Below are 15,865 nucleotides of genomic sequence, written 5' to 3' on the forward strand. Positions count from 1 at the left end.
CACAGGAGTGGCGACGTCCGTGGAGAACGCGAGACGTGCCTCCCGGCCGTGGAGGGGGAGACGTGCGCCGGGGCCGAGCGTCAGTCGGTCGAGACGACCCGGTCCCGAGCGCTGAGGAGCCGCCGCGCCGCGCCACGCCGGCGGTACGACCCCACCAGGCCGACCGTCGCGACGACCGCCCACACGACGACCAACGCCCAGTCGGCGCCGTCGCCGTCCAGCGCGGAGCCGGCCCAGAGGAGGGTGACCACCGCGGCACCCCACGCGCTGACCAGGCGCCCCGTGGTCTCGTCCTCGAGCTGACGGACCCGCGGTCGCCACACCGCGTCCGGGACCTCCTCCGGCACCCGGCCGGACCGCAACCAGGAGCCGGTCTCGACGACGGCGGAGCGCCCGCCCCGGGACCACCACCGGCGCAGCTGCGCCACCGGCAACACGACGGCGAGCGCCACTCCGATGGTCACGACGGTGAACCAGGGGAAGGGACCGTCGATGAGCACCCCGACCACGACCGCGATCCCCGCTCCGAGGACCACCATCAGTCCGAGCTGCACCCATCCGCCGAGGTCCAGCCGATCGTCCACTTCCGCTGCCGCTTCCCCCGCCATGGGCGGCGACGATACGCCGGTCCCGACCCCACCGCACCTGGCGATCCGCTCGGAACCGGGAGCGGTGACCCGTCCGCACGAGCATCATGAGCGCATGAGGTCGATCTGGAAGGGCTCCATCGCGTTCGGGCTCGTCAACGTGCCCATCAAGGTCTACGCGGCGACCGAGACGCACGACGTCTCCCTGCACCAGATCCATGACGAGGACAAGGCTCGCATCCGGTACAAGCGGGTGTGCGAGCTCGGGCACGAGGTCGAGTACGGCGACATCCAACGCGCCTACGACGACGGTGAGAAGACGGTGGTCCTCACCCCCGACGACTTCAAGCAGCTGCCGCAGGAGCAGTCGCACGAGGTCGAGGTCCTGGAGTTCGTGCCCGTCGACCAGGTCGACCCGATGATGTTCGAGAAGACGTACTACCTGGAGCCGGACTCCCGCTCCCCGAAGGCGTACGTCCTGCTCCGGAAGACGCTCGAGCAGACCGACCGCCTGGCGATCGTGCAGTTCACGCTCCGGCAGAAGACGCGGCTCGGGGTGCTCCGCGTGCACGACGACGTCCTGCTGCTGCAGGGGCTCCTGTGGGGCGACGAGGTCCGTGCTGCCGACTTCAAGGCCCTCGACACGTCGGTCAAGGTCAGCGCGAACGAGCTGAAGATGTCGTCGTCGCTCGTCGAGAGCATGTCGACCGACTTCGACCCGGACCGCTACACGGACGAGTACCAGGAGGAGCTGCAGCAGCTCATCGACGCGAAGCTCGAGGCGGGCGACGACGTCGACACCGCGGAGACGTTCGGCAAGGACGAGTCGGACGACGACGACACCGGTGGGGACGTCATCGACCTGATGGCCGCACTGCGCGCGTCCGTCGACAAGAACCGCGGGGGCGGAGCCCGGTCGGGAGGCTCGGGGTCGCGTTCCACGTCCGGCTCGCGATCGCGCGCGGCCGGTTCCGACGACGACGCGGACGACTCGTCCGACCGGAAGCCGGCGCCGAAGCGGGCCTCGGCCGCGAAGGCCCCGGCGAAGGCCGCTCCGGCGAAGCGGTCGACCGCGAAGAAGGCTCCCGCGGAGGACGAGCCGGCTGCGGAGAAGTCGACCGCGAAGCGGGCGTCGGCGAAGAAGAAGGCGAGTTGAGGGCCTCCCGGCCGGAGACGCTGACGGCTGCTCAGCTGCCCTGACCCGACCCACCCGTCCGCCGTCGCAGGACGAACGGCAGCGTCGTCCACAGTGCAGCCGTCCCGATGAAGACCGCGGCACCACCGACCAGTCCGCCGCGGTCGCCGAGCACCACGTCGAAGACGAACAGCACCGTCCCGGCGAACAGCAGCGCACTGGCGAACAGGGCGACGAGCAGGATCACGTTGCCGGCCCGGACCAGCTCGTGCTTCTGACGCTGCCGGAACACCAGGCGGTGGGTCGCGACCGCGGACAGCGCGACCACGGTGACGACGACGGCCAGGACCACCAGCACGAGGTAGGTCGTCTCCTGCAACTCGGTCAGGGAACGGAAGCGCTGCTGGAACGGCAGGGTCAGGAGGAACCCACCGAGGATCTGCGTGCCGGTCTGGACGATGCGGAGCTCCTGCTGGATGTCGGCCCAGTTGCGGTCCCAGCGTTCCGCCGAGGTCTCGTTGCGCCCGCGCTCCGTGCCGCGGGGCTCGCTGTCGGTCGTGCTCATGCGACGAATGTACGCAGAGCCGTCGTCGCCGCCCGCAGCCGGGCCGTCATGCGCGTGTAACACGAGCAGCGGGAGACTGGACGGATGACTCCACAAGAGCCTGGCAGCCTGTCCCCATCGGCACGGCCTGCCCGCCGCTGGCGCGTCGGTCAGGAACCGGTGACGGGGGCCCAGTCTCCACCCGAGGTCACCGGCCCACCCGTCACCGTGTCCATCACCCGCCTCGTCGAACCGGAGCGCATCCCCGAGGTCACGCTGTGGGTGCAGTCGGGCGTGAACCTGGCCAACCGGTACCCGGGGTTCCTCGGCTCGGGGTGGGTCCGTTCCAGCGCACGGTCGCGGGAGTGGCACATGCTCTACCGGTTCGCGGACCACGACTCCCTGTCCACGTGGGAGGTCTCGGACGACCGCCTGCGCTGGCTGGACCTCGGTCGGGACCTGGTCGTCGAGTCCCGCGTCGAGAAGCGCACCGGCATCGAGGGGTGGTTCGACGTGCCGCAGGACGCCCCGGCGTCGAGCGCGCCGCCGCGGTGGAAGCAGGCCGTCAGCATCTGGCTCGGGTTCTTCCCGGTCAACCTGGTGTTCACGGTCCTGGTCGGGTGGCTGCTGCCGTCGTTCGCGGGCCTGGCGGCGCTGCCCAGGGTGCTCGTCACGACGCTGGTGCTCACACCGGTCATGACGTTCTGGGTGCTGCCCTTCGTGACGAAGCTCATCCGCCCCTGGCTGCTGGCCCCGCCCCGCCGCTCCTGATCGCGGAACACAACGTCGGCGGCTGCCCACAACTGAGTACCGCTGTGAGGAGGCGCCGACATTGCGTTCCGCGGGGGTGGCGTCTCGCGGGGGCACCGGGCCAGCGGGCCGCGCCGGAAGCGGCAGCGCGGGTGGCGAGCGGGGCGGAGGTGGCGTCGTGGGTCTGCCGGAGTGCGGCCCAGCCCGCGGTCACGTCGATCGACTCCGGGTCTTCGATCGGTGCGGCGAGCACGTGCTGCGCCCAGGGCACGGCGTCTCCGGGCAGCCGCAGCTCCGGCGGGAACGCGCCGGTGTCCGCGGTCGAGGTCCGGGTGTGCGCGGCGGCATTGCTCGCCCGGTCCGGGGACCGCAGCGACATGAAGGCGACGTGGCGCGGCGGGGTGCCCGCGCTGATCGTGGTCGCCGCCGCCCAGCAACCGTGGTGCACCGTTCTGGGACGGTGGTCGATGTGGCACGAGGACTTGCTCAGGCGCACAAGTACTGTCTGCTCTTGTCGGACAGCAGCGGCACGCGGCTCGCGCAACGACCACTTCCTCAGGAGCCTGCCGTCGGGCGGTTCCGTCGCCGCCGCGAGCCACGGCCAGCCGAGGTGATGATCGCGGTGATGCAGATCACCACCCCTGCCGTCAACCAGTCGCGGACTGTGCCCAGACCACCGGTGGCCGCGACGATGATCACGGCCGTCAGGACCGCAACCGGGAAGCAGGCGGCAACGACCTTCGGCAGGAACCGGCCGGCCGACCAGGCTGCTCCGAAGAACGCGGCGACACACAGTGCGATGAGGAGGTCGGTCATCGAGGATTCCTTTCCAGAGTGAGCGGCGTCGACGAGTCCAACTCCCGACGCAGCAGAGCTGCGAGACGAGCGGATGCGGGCCACACGGTGAGTCGAACGGTGTGCCGCCCGCGGAGTGTCACGGTCTGCGTGCCGCGCTGCCTGGAGAACCCGACCCACCGGCACACGTCGACCGAGTCCGCCCTGACCACCCACACGGATCGGAACAGCGTCCCCCGCTGTGCGATGACCCACCGGCCGCCGGACGCACTGGTTGCTACCCGGATGTGACCGATGTGGCTGTCTGCCGCTCGGAGCAGGAGGAACGCCGCGGCCACAGCAACCAGCGCGAGCGGAGCCAGGGTCACAGACGCGACGGTGGCGAGGAGCAAACTCCCCGCGACGGCGACCAGCACGACGGGCAGGGCTCGAGTTCGACGAGACCCGTCGACCAGATCAGCGGAAGGCAGACCGGTGAGGAAGCCGAGCATCTCGACGGCTTGCGGCATGCGGGTCAATGGCAGCAAGAGGTTCCGGGTCACGAGCCCGCTGCCTCCTCGAACGACGGCACGGAGGACGACGCGGTTCCCGAGAAGCATCAACACGGGTCTTCGGAACTCGTACGCTGCAACGTCCTCCGACACGACGACACGCTGCTCCCTCTGCGCCAGCCCCGCGGCGAAGACCAACTCACCGCTCGGACTGCACGTCACTGAGAAGCCTCGGTACCGGACCCACGCGACGGTGGACCCGTAGACCAGGCTCCCGACGGCAACGATCCCGACGGCAAGGCCCGACACCACAGGATCGAGCCGAGCGATCTCACGCACGGATGGCAACACCGTTCTGGAGAGACCGAACCAGGGCAGGATCTCGGATGCCGCGGAGTAGACGCTCGGCAGGAAGAAGACGAATGCGCCCGTGCAGACCCCGATGAGCACGAAATCGGACGGTCGGAGAGGTGGAGTCACGACCCGTCCTGGCTCGGACTCCATGATCGGCGCGACGTCGAGTACCTGTCCGGGGTCGAGCAGACCTGGGGTGGCCCGCTCCGCCCGGCTCTGACCGTGGAGCCGCACGAGGCGAGCAGCCTCGCCGGTCAGGAGGTCCTGGATCGTGACGGACGCCATCTCCGATGCCCGCAGTGTGATCCGGAGATCCGCGACACCGAAGGTGCGCTGCACCAGTGTCTGACCGACGGTCACGCTGACGACGGACCGCCACGAGAGGCGCTTCTCCTCGCGGCCGACGAGTCCTCGGAGGACCGTGATGCCGCGCCTGTTCGCCGCGTACCGCACGGTGCACCAGCCGGAGAAGACCTGCACCAGCCGCGTGTAGCCGTAGTAGACCAAGACGACCATGAGCACCGTGTCCCAGGCAGATGGGAGCGCCGCCGTCAGCGTCACGCCGAACCCGACCACCAGCCAAGCGGATCGCATCACGATCGCGGCCCGGACGAGCAGGGAACGCGGGTGGGGACGACGAAGTGGAACACGATCAGACATCGTCAGCCCCGAGTTGCATCAGGCGCTCGACGTCCATGTCCGACATGGGCAGGAGCGAGACTTCCCGCGCTGGGGTGAACAGCACGCACTTCGCGACGCAGAGGCGCTGCAGGAGCGGACCCGCTTGACGGCGGACCAGCGTGATCTTGGATCCGGGGATGTGATCCACTGAGCGGAACACTGCTCCCCGGTACACGAGCACGCCCCCCGGAACGATCTCGACACGGAAGTTACGGACTGCGACCGGGATGACGAGCACAGACTCGATGACCGCGCTGAGCAGAGCAAGTGCAGCCACCACCCAGCAACACGTTCGCCACGCCCCGGATGCCCAGACCGTGCAGAGGATCGCTCCTCCGGCGACGATGATGCCTCCCGCCCAGGCTTCGATCCGACCGACCATCCTGGCTGCGATCTCCGCCGCTCGCAGCGACTCACGGGCCTCGAAACCTCCGCGCCGTTCACCGCCGGCGGTTCGATGTCGCGTCACGGTACTGCTCTTCGAGGGTCTGGGCTTCGGAGACGAGGTGCGACAGCACCGCCCCGGAGGACAACGCCGTCCGGAACACCCGCGCTGGCTCCATCCCTCGCACCAGGATCGAACTGTCGGCGGTGACGACCACGTCGGCTCCGGCTGCCGTCAAGGCGCGGACGAGTTCCCCAGCCCGCGACTCCGCGCGGAGCCGGACCGAGTTCCGCGCCGGACTCCGGCCGTCGAGTGGGGACAGAGAACCGTTCGTCAGGAGCACCACGCGGGTGGCGATCCGCTCCATCTCAGCCATGAGGTGCGAGGAGAGCAGCACGGCTCGTCCGGAACTGGCGAAGCCCCGGAGGAGTTCGCGTATCCAGAGCACCCCGTCGGGATCGAGACCGTTGAGCGGCTCGTCCAGCACCAGGACGTCCGGCTCATCGACCAGCGCCAGGGCGAGCGCGAGCCGCTGACGCATCCCGAGCGAGAGGTGCTTCACGCATCGGCGCTCCGCATCGCTGAGCCCGACGGTTGCCAGCGCCGCCTGCACAGAACCGCGACGTACTCGACCGCGGGAGTACAGGTGTGCGATCACCAGGTGTTGACGACACGTGAGCCTGTCGTCAAGCCACGCCGGGTCGAGGAGCGCGCCGATCCGCAGAGGACCGTCCGTGGCATCTCCGAATTCGACGACGCCAGCTTGCGCCGTGTCGATACCAGCGACGATCCGGAGGAGGGTGCTCTTCCCGGAGCCATTCGCGCCGAGCAGTCCAAGTACCTCGCCAGGGCGGACTTCGAGGTCGAGGTCCGTGAGCACCTGGTGCCCCCCGAACCCTTGACGGACGCCGATGAGTCGGACGATGGGGTTCATCGGATGCCCCACCGTCGGATACTGACCAGACCGGCGATGAGGAGAGCGGTGTCCAGTCCCACGAATCGGAGGACGGCGGTCCCTTGCGTCGAGGGCTCCAACAGCGCAGCAGTGAGCGTCACCGGCGCGAACTGCAGGACCGAGACGCTGATACTCGGTGCCCATATCCCAGCGATCGCCACGAGGAGCGGCAGCGCCCAGACGACGGCCAAGTAGACGAACACTGCGGGGACGGGCGATCGCATGAGCATGCCGATCCCGGCGCCGAGCAAGACGAACAGGAGATGCAGGGCCGGGAGCGCCAGCCACGCAAGCGGCGATGCACGCAGGACGTCGTCTGTGCGAGAGGCCGCGAGCGGCACGAGCAACATCACCACGGCGAGCCCTGTGAGCACTCCTGCGGTGGCCAGCACCGCGGTCTTCGCGACGAAGACGAGCGTGCGATCGTTCATCTGCAGGAGTGTCAGCGCGAACTGACGGGATGACAGATCAGCCGCGGTGAAGAGCGCTGCCGCGAGTCCCAGGAAGAACGGGCTGACCTCTGCGCCCGACACAGCTGCTCGCACGACCGTCGCCGATGCCGCGGCCGGTGCGAGGACGAGGACCTGCCCCGCGCCGAGTGCGAGCGCTCCCAGGACGGCGATCGCCAGCAGAGCCATCTGGGAACGCAGGCTCACGAGCCGGTACCCCTCGCCTCGCCACGATCGCGACCATTTGGATCTGGTCGCCGCGTCGGTCGCCCGCCGTGTCATCGTACCCACCCTCGAATTCCGGTCTCCGCCGCCCGGGAGATCCGGGATGGACTCAACGTAGCCGATTTCCCGCGACGTGTATTGCTCACGCCACCTATCAGAATCCTGTATTTGACTTCGAGCGCGCCGACCTGCCACGGTCATGCTCACCGCACCGACTGCGGTCGGGGAGACGCGTGCACGCGGGGACCCGGATGAAGCGAAAAACGAATCGAAGGGGGGCACAGCCATGGCTGTGTTCGCACGGATCCTCCAGCTGCTGGCGAGGTACGGAGCGCGGGCCGTCGCATGGGCGAAGGCCCACGTCCAGCAGGTCCTGAACTGGATCAACATCGGACAGGCGATCGACTGGATCGTGTCGAAGATCAAGCAGATCCTCGGCATCCGCTAGCAGGACGGCGAGGCCCGCCTGTTGCGGAGCCGGCCAGCGCCTGCGTTCGGGGAACCGAGCGCAGGCGCTGGCCTCGTTCGTGAGGGGAGACAGACGTCAGCTGCCACCCGGAGGGGTCAGCCGAGGACCGACAGCTGGTCCAGCCGCTCGAGGATCACGCCCTCGCGCAACGCCCACGGGCAGATCTCCAGCGCGGGCAGGTCGAAGATGTCCAGGCAGGCCTCGGCGACGAGCGCCCCCGGCACGACCTGGTGCGCCCGGCTCGGAGAGACCCCGGGCAGCGTCCCGAGCTCGTCGACCGACATGGTCAGGAGCGACGGCAGCCGGTCGCGGAGCACTGCACCGTCGAGCAGCCGGGGCACGAGCGGCCCTGCGGCCGACGGCGCTGCGCCGCAGATCCGGGCGATGGACCGGAACGTCTTCGAGGTCGCGACCGCCCGGTCCGGAGCTCCGGACCGCAGGAGCCGCCCGGCTTCGCGGGCGATCTCGACGCGGACCTCGTGCCGGATGCGACGCAGCTCGTCCTGGCTGGGGGTGCCGGCCGCGAAGTACGTGCGGGCCAGCCGCGCGGCACCGATCGGCATCGACCAGGCGACGTCGGGCGCCTCGTCCGCGCCGCCGGCGATCTCGAGTGAGCCGCCGCCGATGTCGAAGACCGCGAGACGGCCGGCGGACCAGCCGAACCAGCGGCGCACGGCCAGGAACGTCAGGCGGGCCTCGTCCGACCCGGAGAGCACGGCGAGTTCGACGCCGGTCTGCTCCTGCACGTGTGCCAGGACCGCTTCGGAGTTCACGGCGTCACGTACCGCGGAGGTCGCGAACCCGAGCATGTCCTCGCAGCCGCGGTCCTCTGCGACACGGACGGACTCGGCCACGAAGTCCGTCAACGCGTCGATGCCCACCGGCGTCACCGCACCCCGGTCGTCCAGGTGCTCCGCGAGTCGCAGTGGTCGCTTGAACGACGACGCGGGCAGCGGGGCTGCGCCGCCGTGGGCGTCGACGACGAGCAGGTGACCGGTGTTGGAACCGATGTCGAGGACTCCGACGCGCATGCGCCCACGCTAGTGGTCGGGCGGGAGGCCCGGATCACGTCCCGAGGAACGCCTCCAGCTGCGCGGTGGTCGGGTAGGACGCCTGTGCGCCGGCACCGGTCGCCGCGTACGCACCGACACCGGCTGCGAAGCGCGCGGCCTCGACGAGCGCGTCCCCCGCGGCGAGCCGGAGTGCGACCGCCCCCATGAAGGCGTCCCCGCACCCCGTGGTGTCGACCGCGTCGACGGGGACGGCGGGGACCTCGACCGGCGCGGCGTCCCCGTCGTGCACGACCGAGCCGTCGCCACCCCGGGTGACGATCGACCGGGCGACGCCGTGGTCCCCGAGGGCGGCGGCTTCGTGCTCGTTGACGAGCAGGACGTCGGTCAGGTCGAGGAGCTCCGGTGGGACGTCACCGAACGGGGACAGGTTCGTCAGCACGGTCACCCCGGCGGCGTGTGCGGCACGGGCGGCGGCGAGCACGGCCTCCATCGGGACTTCGAGGCAGAGTCCGAGGACGGCGGCGTCCCGGAAGAGGTCGGCGGGCAGGTCCTCGGCCGAGAACGTGGCGTTGGCGCCGCCGGAGATGACGATGGTGTTCTCGCCGCGGCCGTCGACCGTGATGACGGCGGTGCCGGTGGCCGTCCCCGGCCGGACGACGACGTCCGTGGTGTCCGCACCCGAGGCCGCGACGGAGTCGCGGAGCAGTGCGCCGTTGCCGTCGTCGCCGACTGCGCCGACCATGCGGACGGTTCCCCCGAGCCTCCCGGCCGCGACGGCCTGGTTGGCGGACTTGCCCCCGGGCAGGATCGCCAGGTCGGACCCGTGCAGGGTCTCCCCCGGCTGCGGGAAGCGCTCGGTGCGGACGACGAGGTCCGCGTTCAGCGACCCGACGATCACGATCGTGTCGGTCATCGGACGGTCTCCTTCTGCCGGGTGGCGGCCGTGGTCTCGGCACGCTCGGGACGGGGGATGAGGAACGAGGTCGCCAGGGCAGCGGTCGTGATCACGGCTCCGAGCAGCATCCCACCGGAGTACCCGGCGGTGCCCGAGGAACCGCCGACCCCGAGCGCGATCTGCAGCGCGGGCAGCACGGCGAAGCTGACGCCGGCGCCGAGGTTGAACGCGCCGGCGTTGAGTCCGGGCAGGAACCCCGGGTTCGAGTCCGGCGAGAGCACGATGCCCAGGCCGTTGAGGATGATGTTCGCGATGCCGGCGTACGTGATGCCGATGAGCACGGTCGCGACGACGAGTACGGGCAACGAGTGCACGCCGACGATCGCCATCAGGACGGTCGCGACGATGCTGCCGACCAGCCCGACGCGCAGGACGGCCCGGTAGCCCAGCGTCGGGGCGAGCCGACCGGCGAACGGCCCGACGATCCAGCCGACCAGCGCGTACGGCGTGAGGAACACGAGGGAGGCGAGGTCGGCCTCCATCCCGAAGCCCGCGTCCCCGTTCTGGGCGAGCGAGGTGACGAGCCCGTTCACCACGGCGAACACGCCGGTCATGGTGAGGAACGTGGTGGCGAGGAGCGCCCACGTGGCCCGGCGTCGGAGGAACCGGGTCTCGACGAGCGGTTCCCGCACCCGCGACTCGACCGCCCAGAACACGGCGAAGGTGACCAGGGCCAGGACGATGCCGCCGATGACGACCACCGGGTCCGCGTCGCTGAGCTTGCCGGCCTCGTTGAACGCGGTCAGCAGCGCGCCGACCGAGACCACGAGCGGGACGACGCCCACCCAGTCCATCCGGGTGCCCTCGGACGGCTTCGACTCGACGCCCCAGATGGTGACGAGTGCCAGGGCGATGACGGTGACGACGGCGATGACCCAGAAGATGCCGCGGAAGCCGAAGTGGGTCGCGATCCAGCCGCCGGCGAGGGCGTCGATGCCGGCGATGCCGCCGTTCACCGCGGTGAGCACCCCGAGGGCGGCGCCGTAACGCTTCGGGTCCCGGATCTCGTTGCGCAGCACGAGCAGGCTGATCGGGACGACCGGGCCCGTCACGCCCTGGATGATCCGGCCGGTGAAGAGCATCGGCACGTTCACCGCGAGGGCGGCGACGACACTGCCGACGACCATCACCGCGAGCATCCCGACCAGCACGCGCTTGCGCCCGACGATGTCGGACAGCCGGGGCAGGAACAGGGAGAACAGCGCGGCGAGCGTGAAGTACAGCGTCTGCGAGAGACCGATCGTCGCGTCGTCGGTCCGGAGCTCGCGTGCCATCGTGACCAGCGCGGGGCTGAGCATGCTGGCGTTGAGCTGGAACGCGATGCACGCGGCGAGGAGCGCGGCGGTGAGCGCGCCGATCGGCTTCGCCGGCATCGACTTCGTCGTCGAGGGGGTGCTCATCGCGCTCAGACCTCCGACGTGGCGCTCGGCTGCGTGGTCAGGCCCGCGTCGAGCCCGTCCGCCGCCGCACGGGGCGTCCAACCGGTGTCGGGCGTCTCGCCGATGCGCTCGAGGGCGTCGATCACCAGGTCCCAGAACCGGCCGTGGTCGAGCTCCATCGCGGCGCTGGTGCGGCAGTCCTCCGGCGCCGGGGAACGGAAGTCGGCGACGGTCATGCCGAGGGTCAGCGTGCCCTGGGTCTCGACGCGGATCGGGACCTTCACGGCGCGCACGATCGTCGGGTCGATGACGTACGCGACGGCGCACGGGTCGTGCACCGGCGGGGCATCGAAGCCCTGGACGTCCTGGTACGCCTTGCCGAAGAAGTCGAGGAGCTCCCCCACGAACGCGGCGGGTCCGGTGCCGACGGCGGCGATGCGGGCGGCGACCTCGGGGGTGGCGAGCGCCTGGTGGGTGAGGTCGAGTCCGACCATGACGACGTCCCAGCCGGCGTCGAAGACGATCGACGCGGCCTCGGGGTCGATGACGATGTTGAACTCGGCGACCGGGCTCCAGTTGCCGACGTGGACACCGCCGCCCATCAGCACGACCTGCTTGACGCGCTCGACGATGCGGGGCTCCTTGCGGACGGCGAGCGCGATGTTCGTCAGGCCGGCGGTCGGCACGATCGTGACGGTCCCCGGCTCGTGTGCCATCACGGTGTCGATGATCAGGTCGACCGCGTGCCGCTCGTCGAGCTCGAAGGACGGCTCTGGCAGGACGGGTCCGTCGAGGCCGCTCTCGCCGTGGATCTCGGGGGCGACCTCGACCTGGCGGAGCAGTGGCCGAGCGGCGCCGGCGGCGAAGGGCACGCCGGTGATCCCCGCGATCCGGGCCACGGCGAGCGCGTTCCGGGTGACCTTCGGCAGGGTCTGGTTCCCGACGACGGTGGTCACGGCGAGCAGCTCGACGTCCGGGTTGCCGTGGGCGAGCAGCATCGCGACGGCGTCGTCGTGGCCGGGGTCGCAGTCGAGGATGATCTTCGCGGGGGTGCGGGGGGCGTCGGTCACGAGGCTGCTCCACTTCGTCGGGGAGCCGGCGGCCCAGGGGTCGGGCCGGCCGGCAGGAGGTCGGGGCCTGACGCGCCATGCACGCCGCGTCAAGCGTTTGACATCTCAGCGCATCAAGCGCTTGACGTCAAGTCGTACGGATGGTGCGTCCGCCAGCGTCGCTAGCATCGACGTGTGCCCTCGTCCCCGCGCAGTCGCCCCGCTCCGTCCGGCCGGGTGACCGCCGCGATGGTGGCCGAACGCGCCGGCACGAGCATCGCCACGGTCTCCCTCGTCGTCAACGGCAAGGACCGTGGGCGGGTCTCGACACCGATCGCCGACCGGGTGCGGGACGCCGTCGAGCAGCTCGGCTACGTCGTGGACCACGCGGCGAGCTCCCTGGCGCGCGGCAGCGGCGACCTCGTGGTGCTCATCGCGCCCGACCTGTCGAACCCGTTCTTCGCCGAGGTCATCCGCGGCGTCCGGGACACCGTCGGTGACCGCTTCCAGCTCGTGCTGTCCGTCACCGAGCGCGGCGCGCAGCCGGTGGACGCCGACGTGCGCCGCTTCGAGCGGCTCCGCCCCGCCGGGATCCTGGTCGACGCCCCGGCCGAGAGCGCATCGATGTCCGCGAGCGTCCCCGTCGTCCTGCTCGACGCACCGGGCGGCCCCGGTGCGGTCAACTACGACCTCACCGCCGGGGTGGAGGCGCTGGTCGCCCACCTCGCCGCAGCCGGACACCGCCGGGTCGCCTACCTCGACGGGACCTCACGCGCGACGACGTTCGCGGTCCGCCGCACGCTGTTCGAGCGGGCGACCGCCACCGCCGGCATCACGACGTCGCCCATGGCAGCACATGCGGACCTGACGATCGACGCCGCCGCGACCGTCGTCGGGCAGGTCGTCGACGCGTGGCTCGCTGACGGGGTCACGGCCGTCGTCGCAGCCGCCGACACACTGGCGTACGGGGTCCTCCGGGTCGCCGCCGAGCGCGGCATCGCCGTCCCGGCGACGCTGGCGGTCGCCGGGTTCGACGACCTGCCCTCGTCCTCGGTCACCGCGCCCAGCCTGACGAGCGTCGCCCTCCCCGGTGCGGAACTCGGGCGAGCGGCGGCGCTCCGGCTCCTCGCTGCACTCGACGGCGTCGACACCCCGGACCCGGCGCTGCCCACCCGCCTGGTCCCCCGCGCGAGCACCGGGGCCTGAGACCGAGCAGACGTCGGACGGGAGGCTCCCCACCAGCTGGTGGGGAGCCTCCCGTCCGATCACCTGTCGCGTCTACTCGACGTGCCGGGTCGTCGAGACCGATCCGGTCTGCGAGCCGACCCGCTCGGGCGACTCGGGCTCGGACCCGGCCGGCACGTCACCCCGCACCGCACCGTCGCGACGCGCTCGCTCGAGCGCGTCCGCCTCGTCGCCACCGACGGCCTCGCCGCGGGCGACCATGCCGGCCACGTCCGCCAGCCGTATCTGCGGGATGAAGAGCGCGAGCACGAGCGCCGCGGCGATGAACGGCAGCAGGTACCAGAACACCGGCGACAGCGAGTCGGCGTACGCGTTGACGATGCCGTCCTGCACGGCCTGCGGCAGCTTCGACAGCGACGTCGGGTCGATGCTCGAGCTCGCGCTGGCAGCGTCGGTCGCGCTGCCACCGGCACCGCGGAACACGTCCGTCAACGCGTCGGTCAGCCGCGAGGTGAACAGCGCACCGAAGACGGCGACACCGAGGGAGGCGCCGACCTCGCGGAAGTAGTTGTTCGTCGAGGTCGCCGTGCCGACCTGCTCCGGCGGGACGGCGTTCTGCGCCACGAGCACCACGACCTGCATGATCAGGCCGAGCCCGGCACCGAACACGAACAGGTACACGCAGATCAGCCAGATCGGGGTGCTGGCCGCGAGGGTCGTCATGCCGAGCATCGCGATCCCGACCACGATCGTGCCGATGATCGGGAACGCGCGGTACCGGCCGGTCTTGGTGATGAGCGTGCCGGAGAGGATCGAGGTGCCGATCAGGCCGACCATCATCGGCAGCATCAGCAGGCCGGACACCGCGGCGGACGTGCCCGAGGCCATCTGCAGGAACGTCGGGACGAAACCGATCGCGGCGAACATGCCCAGGCCGAGCACGAAGCCGATCGCGGTCGCGATGACGAACGTGCGGTTGCGGAAGAACGACAGCGGGATGATCGGGTCCTGCGCCCGCGACTCGACGAGCACGAAGGACGCGGCGGCGACCAGGAAGCCGGCACCCCACGCCCAGGTCTCGGGAGCACCCCAGCCGTGCTGGCGGTTGCCGCCGAACTCGGTGAAGAAGACCAGGCAGGCGGTGGTGGCGGACAGGAGGGCGACGCCGAGGACGTCGATCCGCTTCGTCGCCTTCTTGCTCGGCAGCGTCAGGGCGAACCACGCGACGGCGAAGGCCGCGATGCCGACCGGGATGTTGATCCAGAAGGCCCAGTTCCAGGTCATGTGGTCGACGAAGAAGCCGCCGAGCAGCGGGCCGCCGACCGCCGAGAGGCCGAAGATCGCACCGAGCGGGCCGAGGTACTTGCCGCGCTGCGAGGCGGGGACGATGTCGGCGATGATCGCCTGCGACAGGATCATGAGCCCGCCACCACCGAGACCCTGCAGGGCGCGGAAGACCACGAACTGCCAGAAGTCGGTCGACAGGGCGCAGCCGAGCGACGCCAGTGTGAACAGTGCGATGGCGACGAGGAACAGGTTGCGGCGACCGATGACGTCACCGAACTTGCCGTAGATCGGCATCACGATCGTCGAGGCGAGCAGGTACCCGGTCGTGATCCACGCCTGGTGCGCGACGCCGCCGAGCTCGCCGACGATGGTCGGCATGGCGGTCGAGACGATGGTCTGGTCGAGGCTCGAGAGCAGCATCCCGGCGATGAGCGCGGCGAAGATGATCCAGATGCGACGCTGGGTGAGGAGCAGCGGCCCGTCGGACTGCTGGCGCCCCCGACGGGTGGTGCTCGGCGCTGATGCGCTCATGAGGTGCCTTCCTGGGCAGGGATGGTGATGGCTTCCGTCATGAGACGGAGGTTGGTGTCGAGGAGTTCGTCGAACCGGGGTCCGGACGCCTCGTCGAAGTCGTCGGCGAAGTAGGTGCCGGCGCTGACCCGGACGACACCGACGGCGGCCTCGGTCACCAGCCGGGCCCGGGGGTCGGCGGGGTCGTGCCAGGCGAAGCGCTGCCGGACGGCGTCGGCCACGTTCTGGATCTGGGCGTCCGTGGCCGACAGGAACCGCGCGGTCAGGGCGGGCTCCCGCTCGAACACGTGCCGGACCAGGGCCTCGTCGGCGCGGTCGATGCCGGCGACGTGCAGCTGCTCGATGATGAGCGCGATGACGGACGGCAGCGGGGCCAGGGCCGTGGGGACGACGGCGCCGTCGGCGTAGGCGGCGAGGAGCGCGGTGTCGGCGTTCAGCTCGATGCCGAGGACCACGTCCTCCTTCGACGCGAAGTGGTTGAAGAAGGTCCGCCGGGAGACGCCGACCCGCTCGCAGAGCTGTTCGATCGTGAAGCCCTGCAGTCCGCCGTCGACGACCGCCCGACGCGCTTCGGACACCATGCTGCGCCGCAGGGTGCGGGTACGTTCAGCGGTGGTCACCGGGAGATACTTGCACTCCTTCGCGG

General features: G+C 70.6%; 17 protein-coding genes. 4 read left to right on the forward strand and 13 right to left on the reverse strand.

All coding sequences use genetic code 11. The features are described from left to right. Positions 1-80: 80 nt before the first annotated feature. Positions 81-608: a hypothetical protein gene (locus tag DEJ33_RS09465; RefSeq protein WP_146242581.1), complete on the reverse strand. Its 528-nt coding sequence runs from the start codon at positions 606-608 to the stop codon at positions 81-83. A gap of 94 nt (positions 609-702) precedes the next feature. Between DEJ33_RS09465 and DEJ33_RS09470 the strand changes: the two genes are divergently transcribed. Further along, on the forward strand, positions 703-1,743 hold the full coding sequence (locus DEJ33_RS09470; protein ID WP_111076752.1) for a Ku protein: 1,041 nt from the start codon (positions 703-705) through the stop codon (positions 1,741-1,743). Between the two features lie 31 nt (positions 1,744-1,774). On the opposite strand, the gene DEJ33_RS09475 is transcribed toward DEJ33_RS09470, so the two are convergent. Then, positions 1,775-2,287 (reverse strand): DUF6328 family protein, encoded by a 513-nt coding sequence (locus DEJ33_RS09475; RefSeq protein WP_111044529.1) that lies wholly within the window; start codon positions 2,285-2,287, stop codon positions 1,775-1,777. Between the two features lie 207 nt (positions 2,288-2,494). Between DEJ33_RS09475 and DEJ33_RS09480 the strand changes: the two genes are divergently transcribed. Next, the gene (locus DEJ33_RS09480; protein ID WP_258378140.1) at positions 2,495-3,037 is read left to right on the forward strand and encodes an antibiotic biosynthesis monooxygenase; all 543 of its coding nucleotides are present in this window, start codon (positions 2,495-2,497) and stop codon (positions 3,035-3,037) included. Between the two features lie 534 nt (positions 3,038-3,571). Here DEJ33_RS09480 and DEJ33_RS09490 read toward each other — a convergent pair. The 5 genes from DEJ33_RS09490 to DEJ33_RS17240 all read right to left on the reverse strand — a co-directional run bounded on the left by DEJ33_RS09490 (position 3,572) and on the right by DEJ33_RS17240 (position 7,333). Beyond that, a complete protein-coding gene (locus DEJ33_RS09490) occupies positions 3,572-3,832 on the reverse strand; it encodes a hypothetical protein (protein WP_111076755.1) in 261 nt (86 codons plus the stop codon). Beyond that, complete coding sequence (locus tag DEJ33_RS09495; RefSeq protein WP_220034471.1) at positions 3,829-5,232, reverse strand: PH domain-containing protein; 1,404 nt, start codon at positions 5,230-5,232, stop codon at positions 3,829-3,831. Before DEJ33_RS09495 ends, DEJ33_RS09490 begins: the two co-directional genes overlap by 4 nt. 76 nt (positions 5,233-5,308) lie before the next feature. Continuing rightward, on the reverse strand, positions 5,309-5,806 hold the full coding sequence (locus tag DEJ33_RS09500) for a PH domain-containing protein (protein ID WP_146242582.1): 498 nt from the start codon (positions 5,804-5,806) through the stop codon (positions 5,309-5,311). Next, complete coding sequence (locus tag DEJ33_RS09505; RefSeq protein ID WP_181432835.1) at positions 5,778-6,656, reverse strand: ATP-binding cassette domain-containing protein; 879 nt, start codon at positions 6,654-6,656, stop codon at positions 5,778-5,780. Before DEJ33_RS09505 ends, DEJ33_RS09500 begins: the two co-directional genes overlap by 29 nt. Next, entirely contained in the window at positions 6,653-7,333 is a 681-nt protein-coding gene (locus DEJ33_RS17240; protein WP_181421683.1) for a hypothetical protein, read from the reverse strand. Before DEJ33_RS17240 ends, DEJ33_RS09505 begins: the two co-directional genes overlap by 4 nt. A 304-nt stretch (positions 7,334-7,637) precedes the next feature. Here DEJ33_RS17240 and DEJ33_RS09510 point away from each other — a divergent pair, with 304 nt between their 5' ends. Beyond that, positions 7,638-7,799, forward strand: coding sequence for an aureocin A53 family class IId bacteriocin (locus tag DEJ33_RS09510; protein ID WP_110904833.1), 162 nt, complete (start codon positions 7,638-7,640; stop codon positions 7,797-7,799). A gap of 116 nt (positions 7,800-7,915) precedes the next feature. On the opposite strand, the gene DEJ33_RS09515 is transcribed toward DEJ33_RS09510, so the two are convergent. The 4 genes from DEJ33_RS09515 to DEJ33_RS09530 are packed head-to-tail and all read right to left on the reverse strand — an operon-like array spanning position 7,916 to position 12,165. After that, entirely contained in the window at positions 7,916-8,851 is a 936-nt protein-coding gene (locus DEJ33_RS09515) for a Ppx/GppA family phosphatase (RefSeq protein ID WP_111076759.1), read from the reverse strand. Positions 8,852-8,885: 34 nt separating this feature from the next. Next, positions 8,886-9,746: a ribokinase gene (locus DEJ33_RS09520; RefSeq protein WP_111076760.1), complete on the reverse strand. Its 861-nt coding sequence runs from the start codon at positions 9,744-9,746 to the stop codon at positions 8,886-8,888. Then, a complete protein-coding gene (locus DEJ33_RS09525; protein WP_111194822.1) occupies positions 9,743-11,188 on the reverse strand; it encodes an MFS transporter in 1,446 nt (481 codons plus the stop codon). Before DEJ33_RS09525 ends, DEJ33_RS09520 begins: the two co-directional genes overlap by 4 nt. A gap of 5 nt (positions 11,189-11,193) precedes the next feature. Then, the gene (locus tag DEJ33_RS09530) at positions 11,194-12,165 is read right to left on the reverse strand and encodes a nucleoside hydrolase (protein ID WP_375334682.1); all 972 of its coding nucleotides are present in this window, start codon (positions 12,163-12,165) and stop codon (positions 11,194-11,196) included. A 246-nt stretch (positions 12,166-12,411) separates the two neighbouring features. Here DEJ33_RS09530 and DEJ33_RS09535 point away from each other — a divergent pair, with 246 nt between their 5' ends. Further along, positions 12,412-13,422, forward strand: a complete 1,011-nt coding sequence (locus DEJ33_RS09535) for a LacI family DNA-binding transcriptional regulator (RefSeq protein WP_258374546.1) — start codon at positions 12,412-12,414, stop codon at positions 13,420-13,422. Between the two features lie 72 nt (positions 13,423-13,494). On the opposite strand, the gene DEJ33_RS09540 is transcribed toward DEJ33_RS09535, so the two are convergent. Together DEJ33_RS09540 and DEJ33_RS09545 are read right to left on the reverse strand one after the other, a co-directional pair. After that, positions 13,495-15,219, reverse strand: coding sequence for an MDR family MFS transporter (locus tag DEJ33_RS09540; protein WP_111194823.1), 1,725 nt, complete (start codon positions 15,217-15,219; stop codon positions 13,495-13,497). Beyond that, the gene (locus tag DEJ33_RS09545) at positions 15,216-15,839 is read right to left on the reverse strand and encodes a TetR/AcrR family transcriptional regulator (RefSeq protein ID WP_181432837.1); all 624 of its coding nucleotides are present in this window, start codon (positions 15,837-15,839) and stop codon (positions 15,216-15,218) included. The genes DEJ33_RS09540 and DEJ33_RS09545 overlap by 4 nt, the downstream gene beginning before the upstream one ends. Positions 15,840-15,865 lie beyond the last annotated feature (26 nt).

It is taken from the genome of Curtobacterium sp. MCPF17_047 (assembly GCF_003234045.1).
GTDB lineage: Bacteria > Actinomycetota > Actinomycetes > Actinomycetales > Microbacteriaceae > Curtobacterium.

Coding starts and splice junctions, on each gene's coding strand:
- DEJ33_RS09465 (WP_146242581.1), bottom strand. CDS start 608: ATGGCGGGGGAAGCGGCAGCGGAAGTGGACGATCGGCTGGACCTCGGC.
- DEJ33_RS09470 (WP_111076752.1), top strand. CDS start 703: ATGAGGTCGATCTGGAAGGGCTCCATCGCGTTCGGGCTCGTCAACGTG.
- DEJ33_RS09475 (WP_111044529.1), bottom strand. CDS start 2,287: ATGAGCACGACCGACAGCGAGCCCCGCGGCACGGAGCGCGGGCGCAAC.
- DEJ33_RS09490 (WP_111076755.1), bottom strand. CDS start 3,832: ATGACCGACCTCCTCATCGCACTGTGTGTCGCCGCGTTCTTCGGAGCA.
- DEJ33_RS09505 (WP_181432835.1), bottom strand. CDS start 6,656: ATGAACCCCATCGTCCGACTCATCGGCGTCCGTCAAGGGTTCGGGGGG.
- DEJ33_RS09510 (WP_110904833.1), top strand. CDS start 7,638: ATGGCTGTGTTCGCACGGATCCTCCAGCTGCTGGCGAGGTACGGAGCG.
- DEJ33_RS09515 (WP_111076759.1), bottom strand. CDS start 8,851: ATGCGCGTCGGAGTCCTCGACATCGGTTCCAACACCGGTCACCTGCTC.
- DEJ33_RS09520 (WP_111076760.1), bottom strand. CDS start 9,746: ATGACCGACACGATCGTGATCGTCGGGTCGCTGAACGCGGACCTCGTC.
- DEJ33_RS09525 (WP_111194822.1), bottom strand. CDS start 11,188: ATGAGCACCCCCTCGACGACGAAGTCGATGCCGGCGAAGCCGATCGGC.
- DEJ33_RS09530 (WP_375334682.1), bottom strand. CDS start 12,165: ATGCTGCTCGCCCACGGCAACCCGGACGTCGAGCTGCTCGCCGTGACC.
- DEJ33_RS09540 (WP_111194823.1), bottom strand. CDS start 15,219: ATGAGCGCATCAGCGCCGAGCACCACCCGTCGGGGGCGCCAGCAGTCC.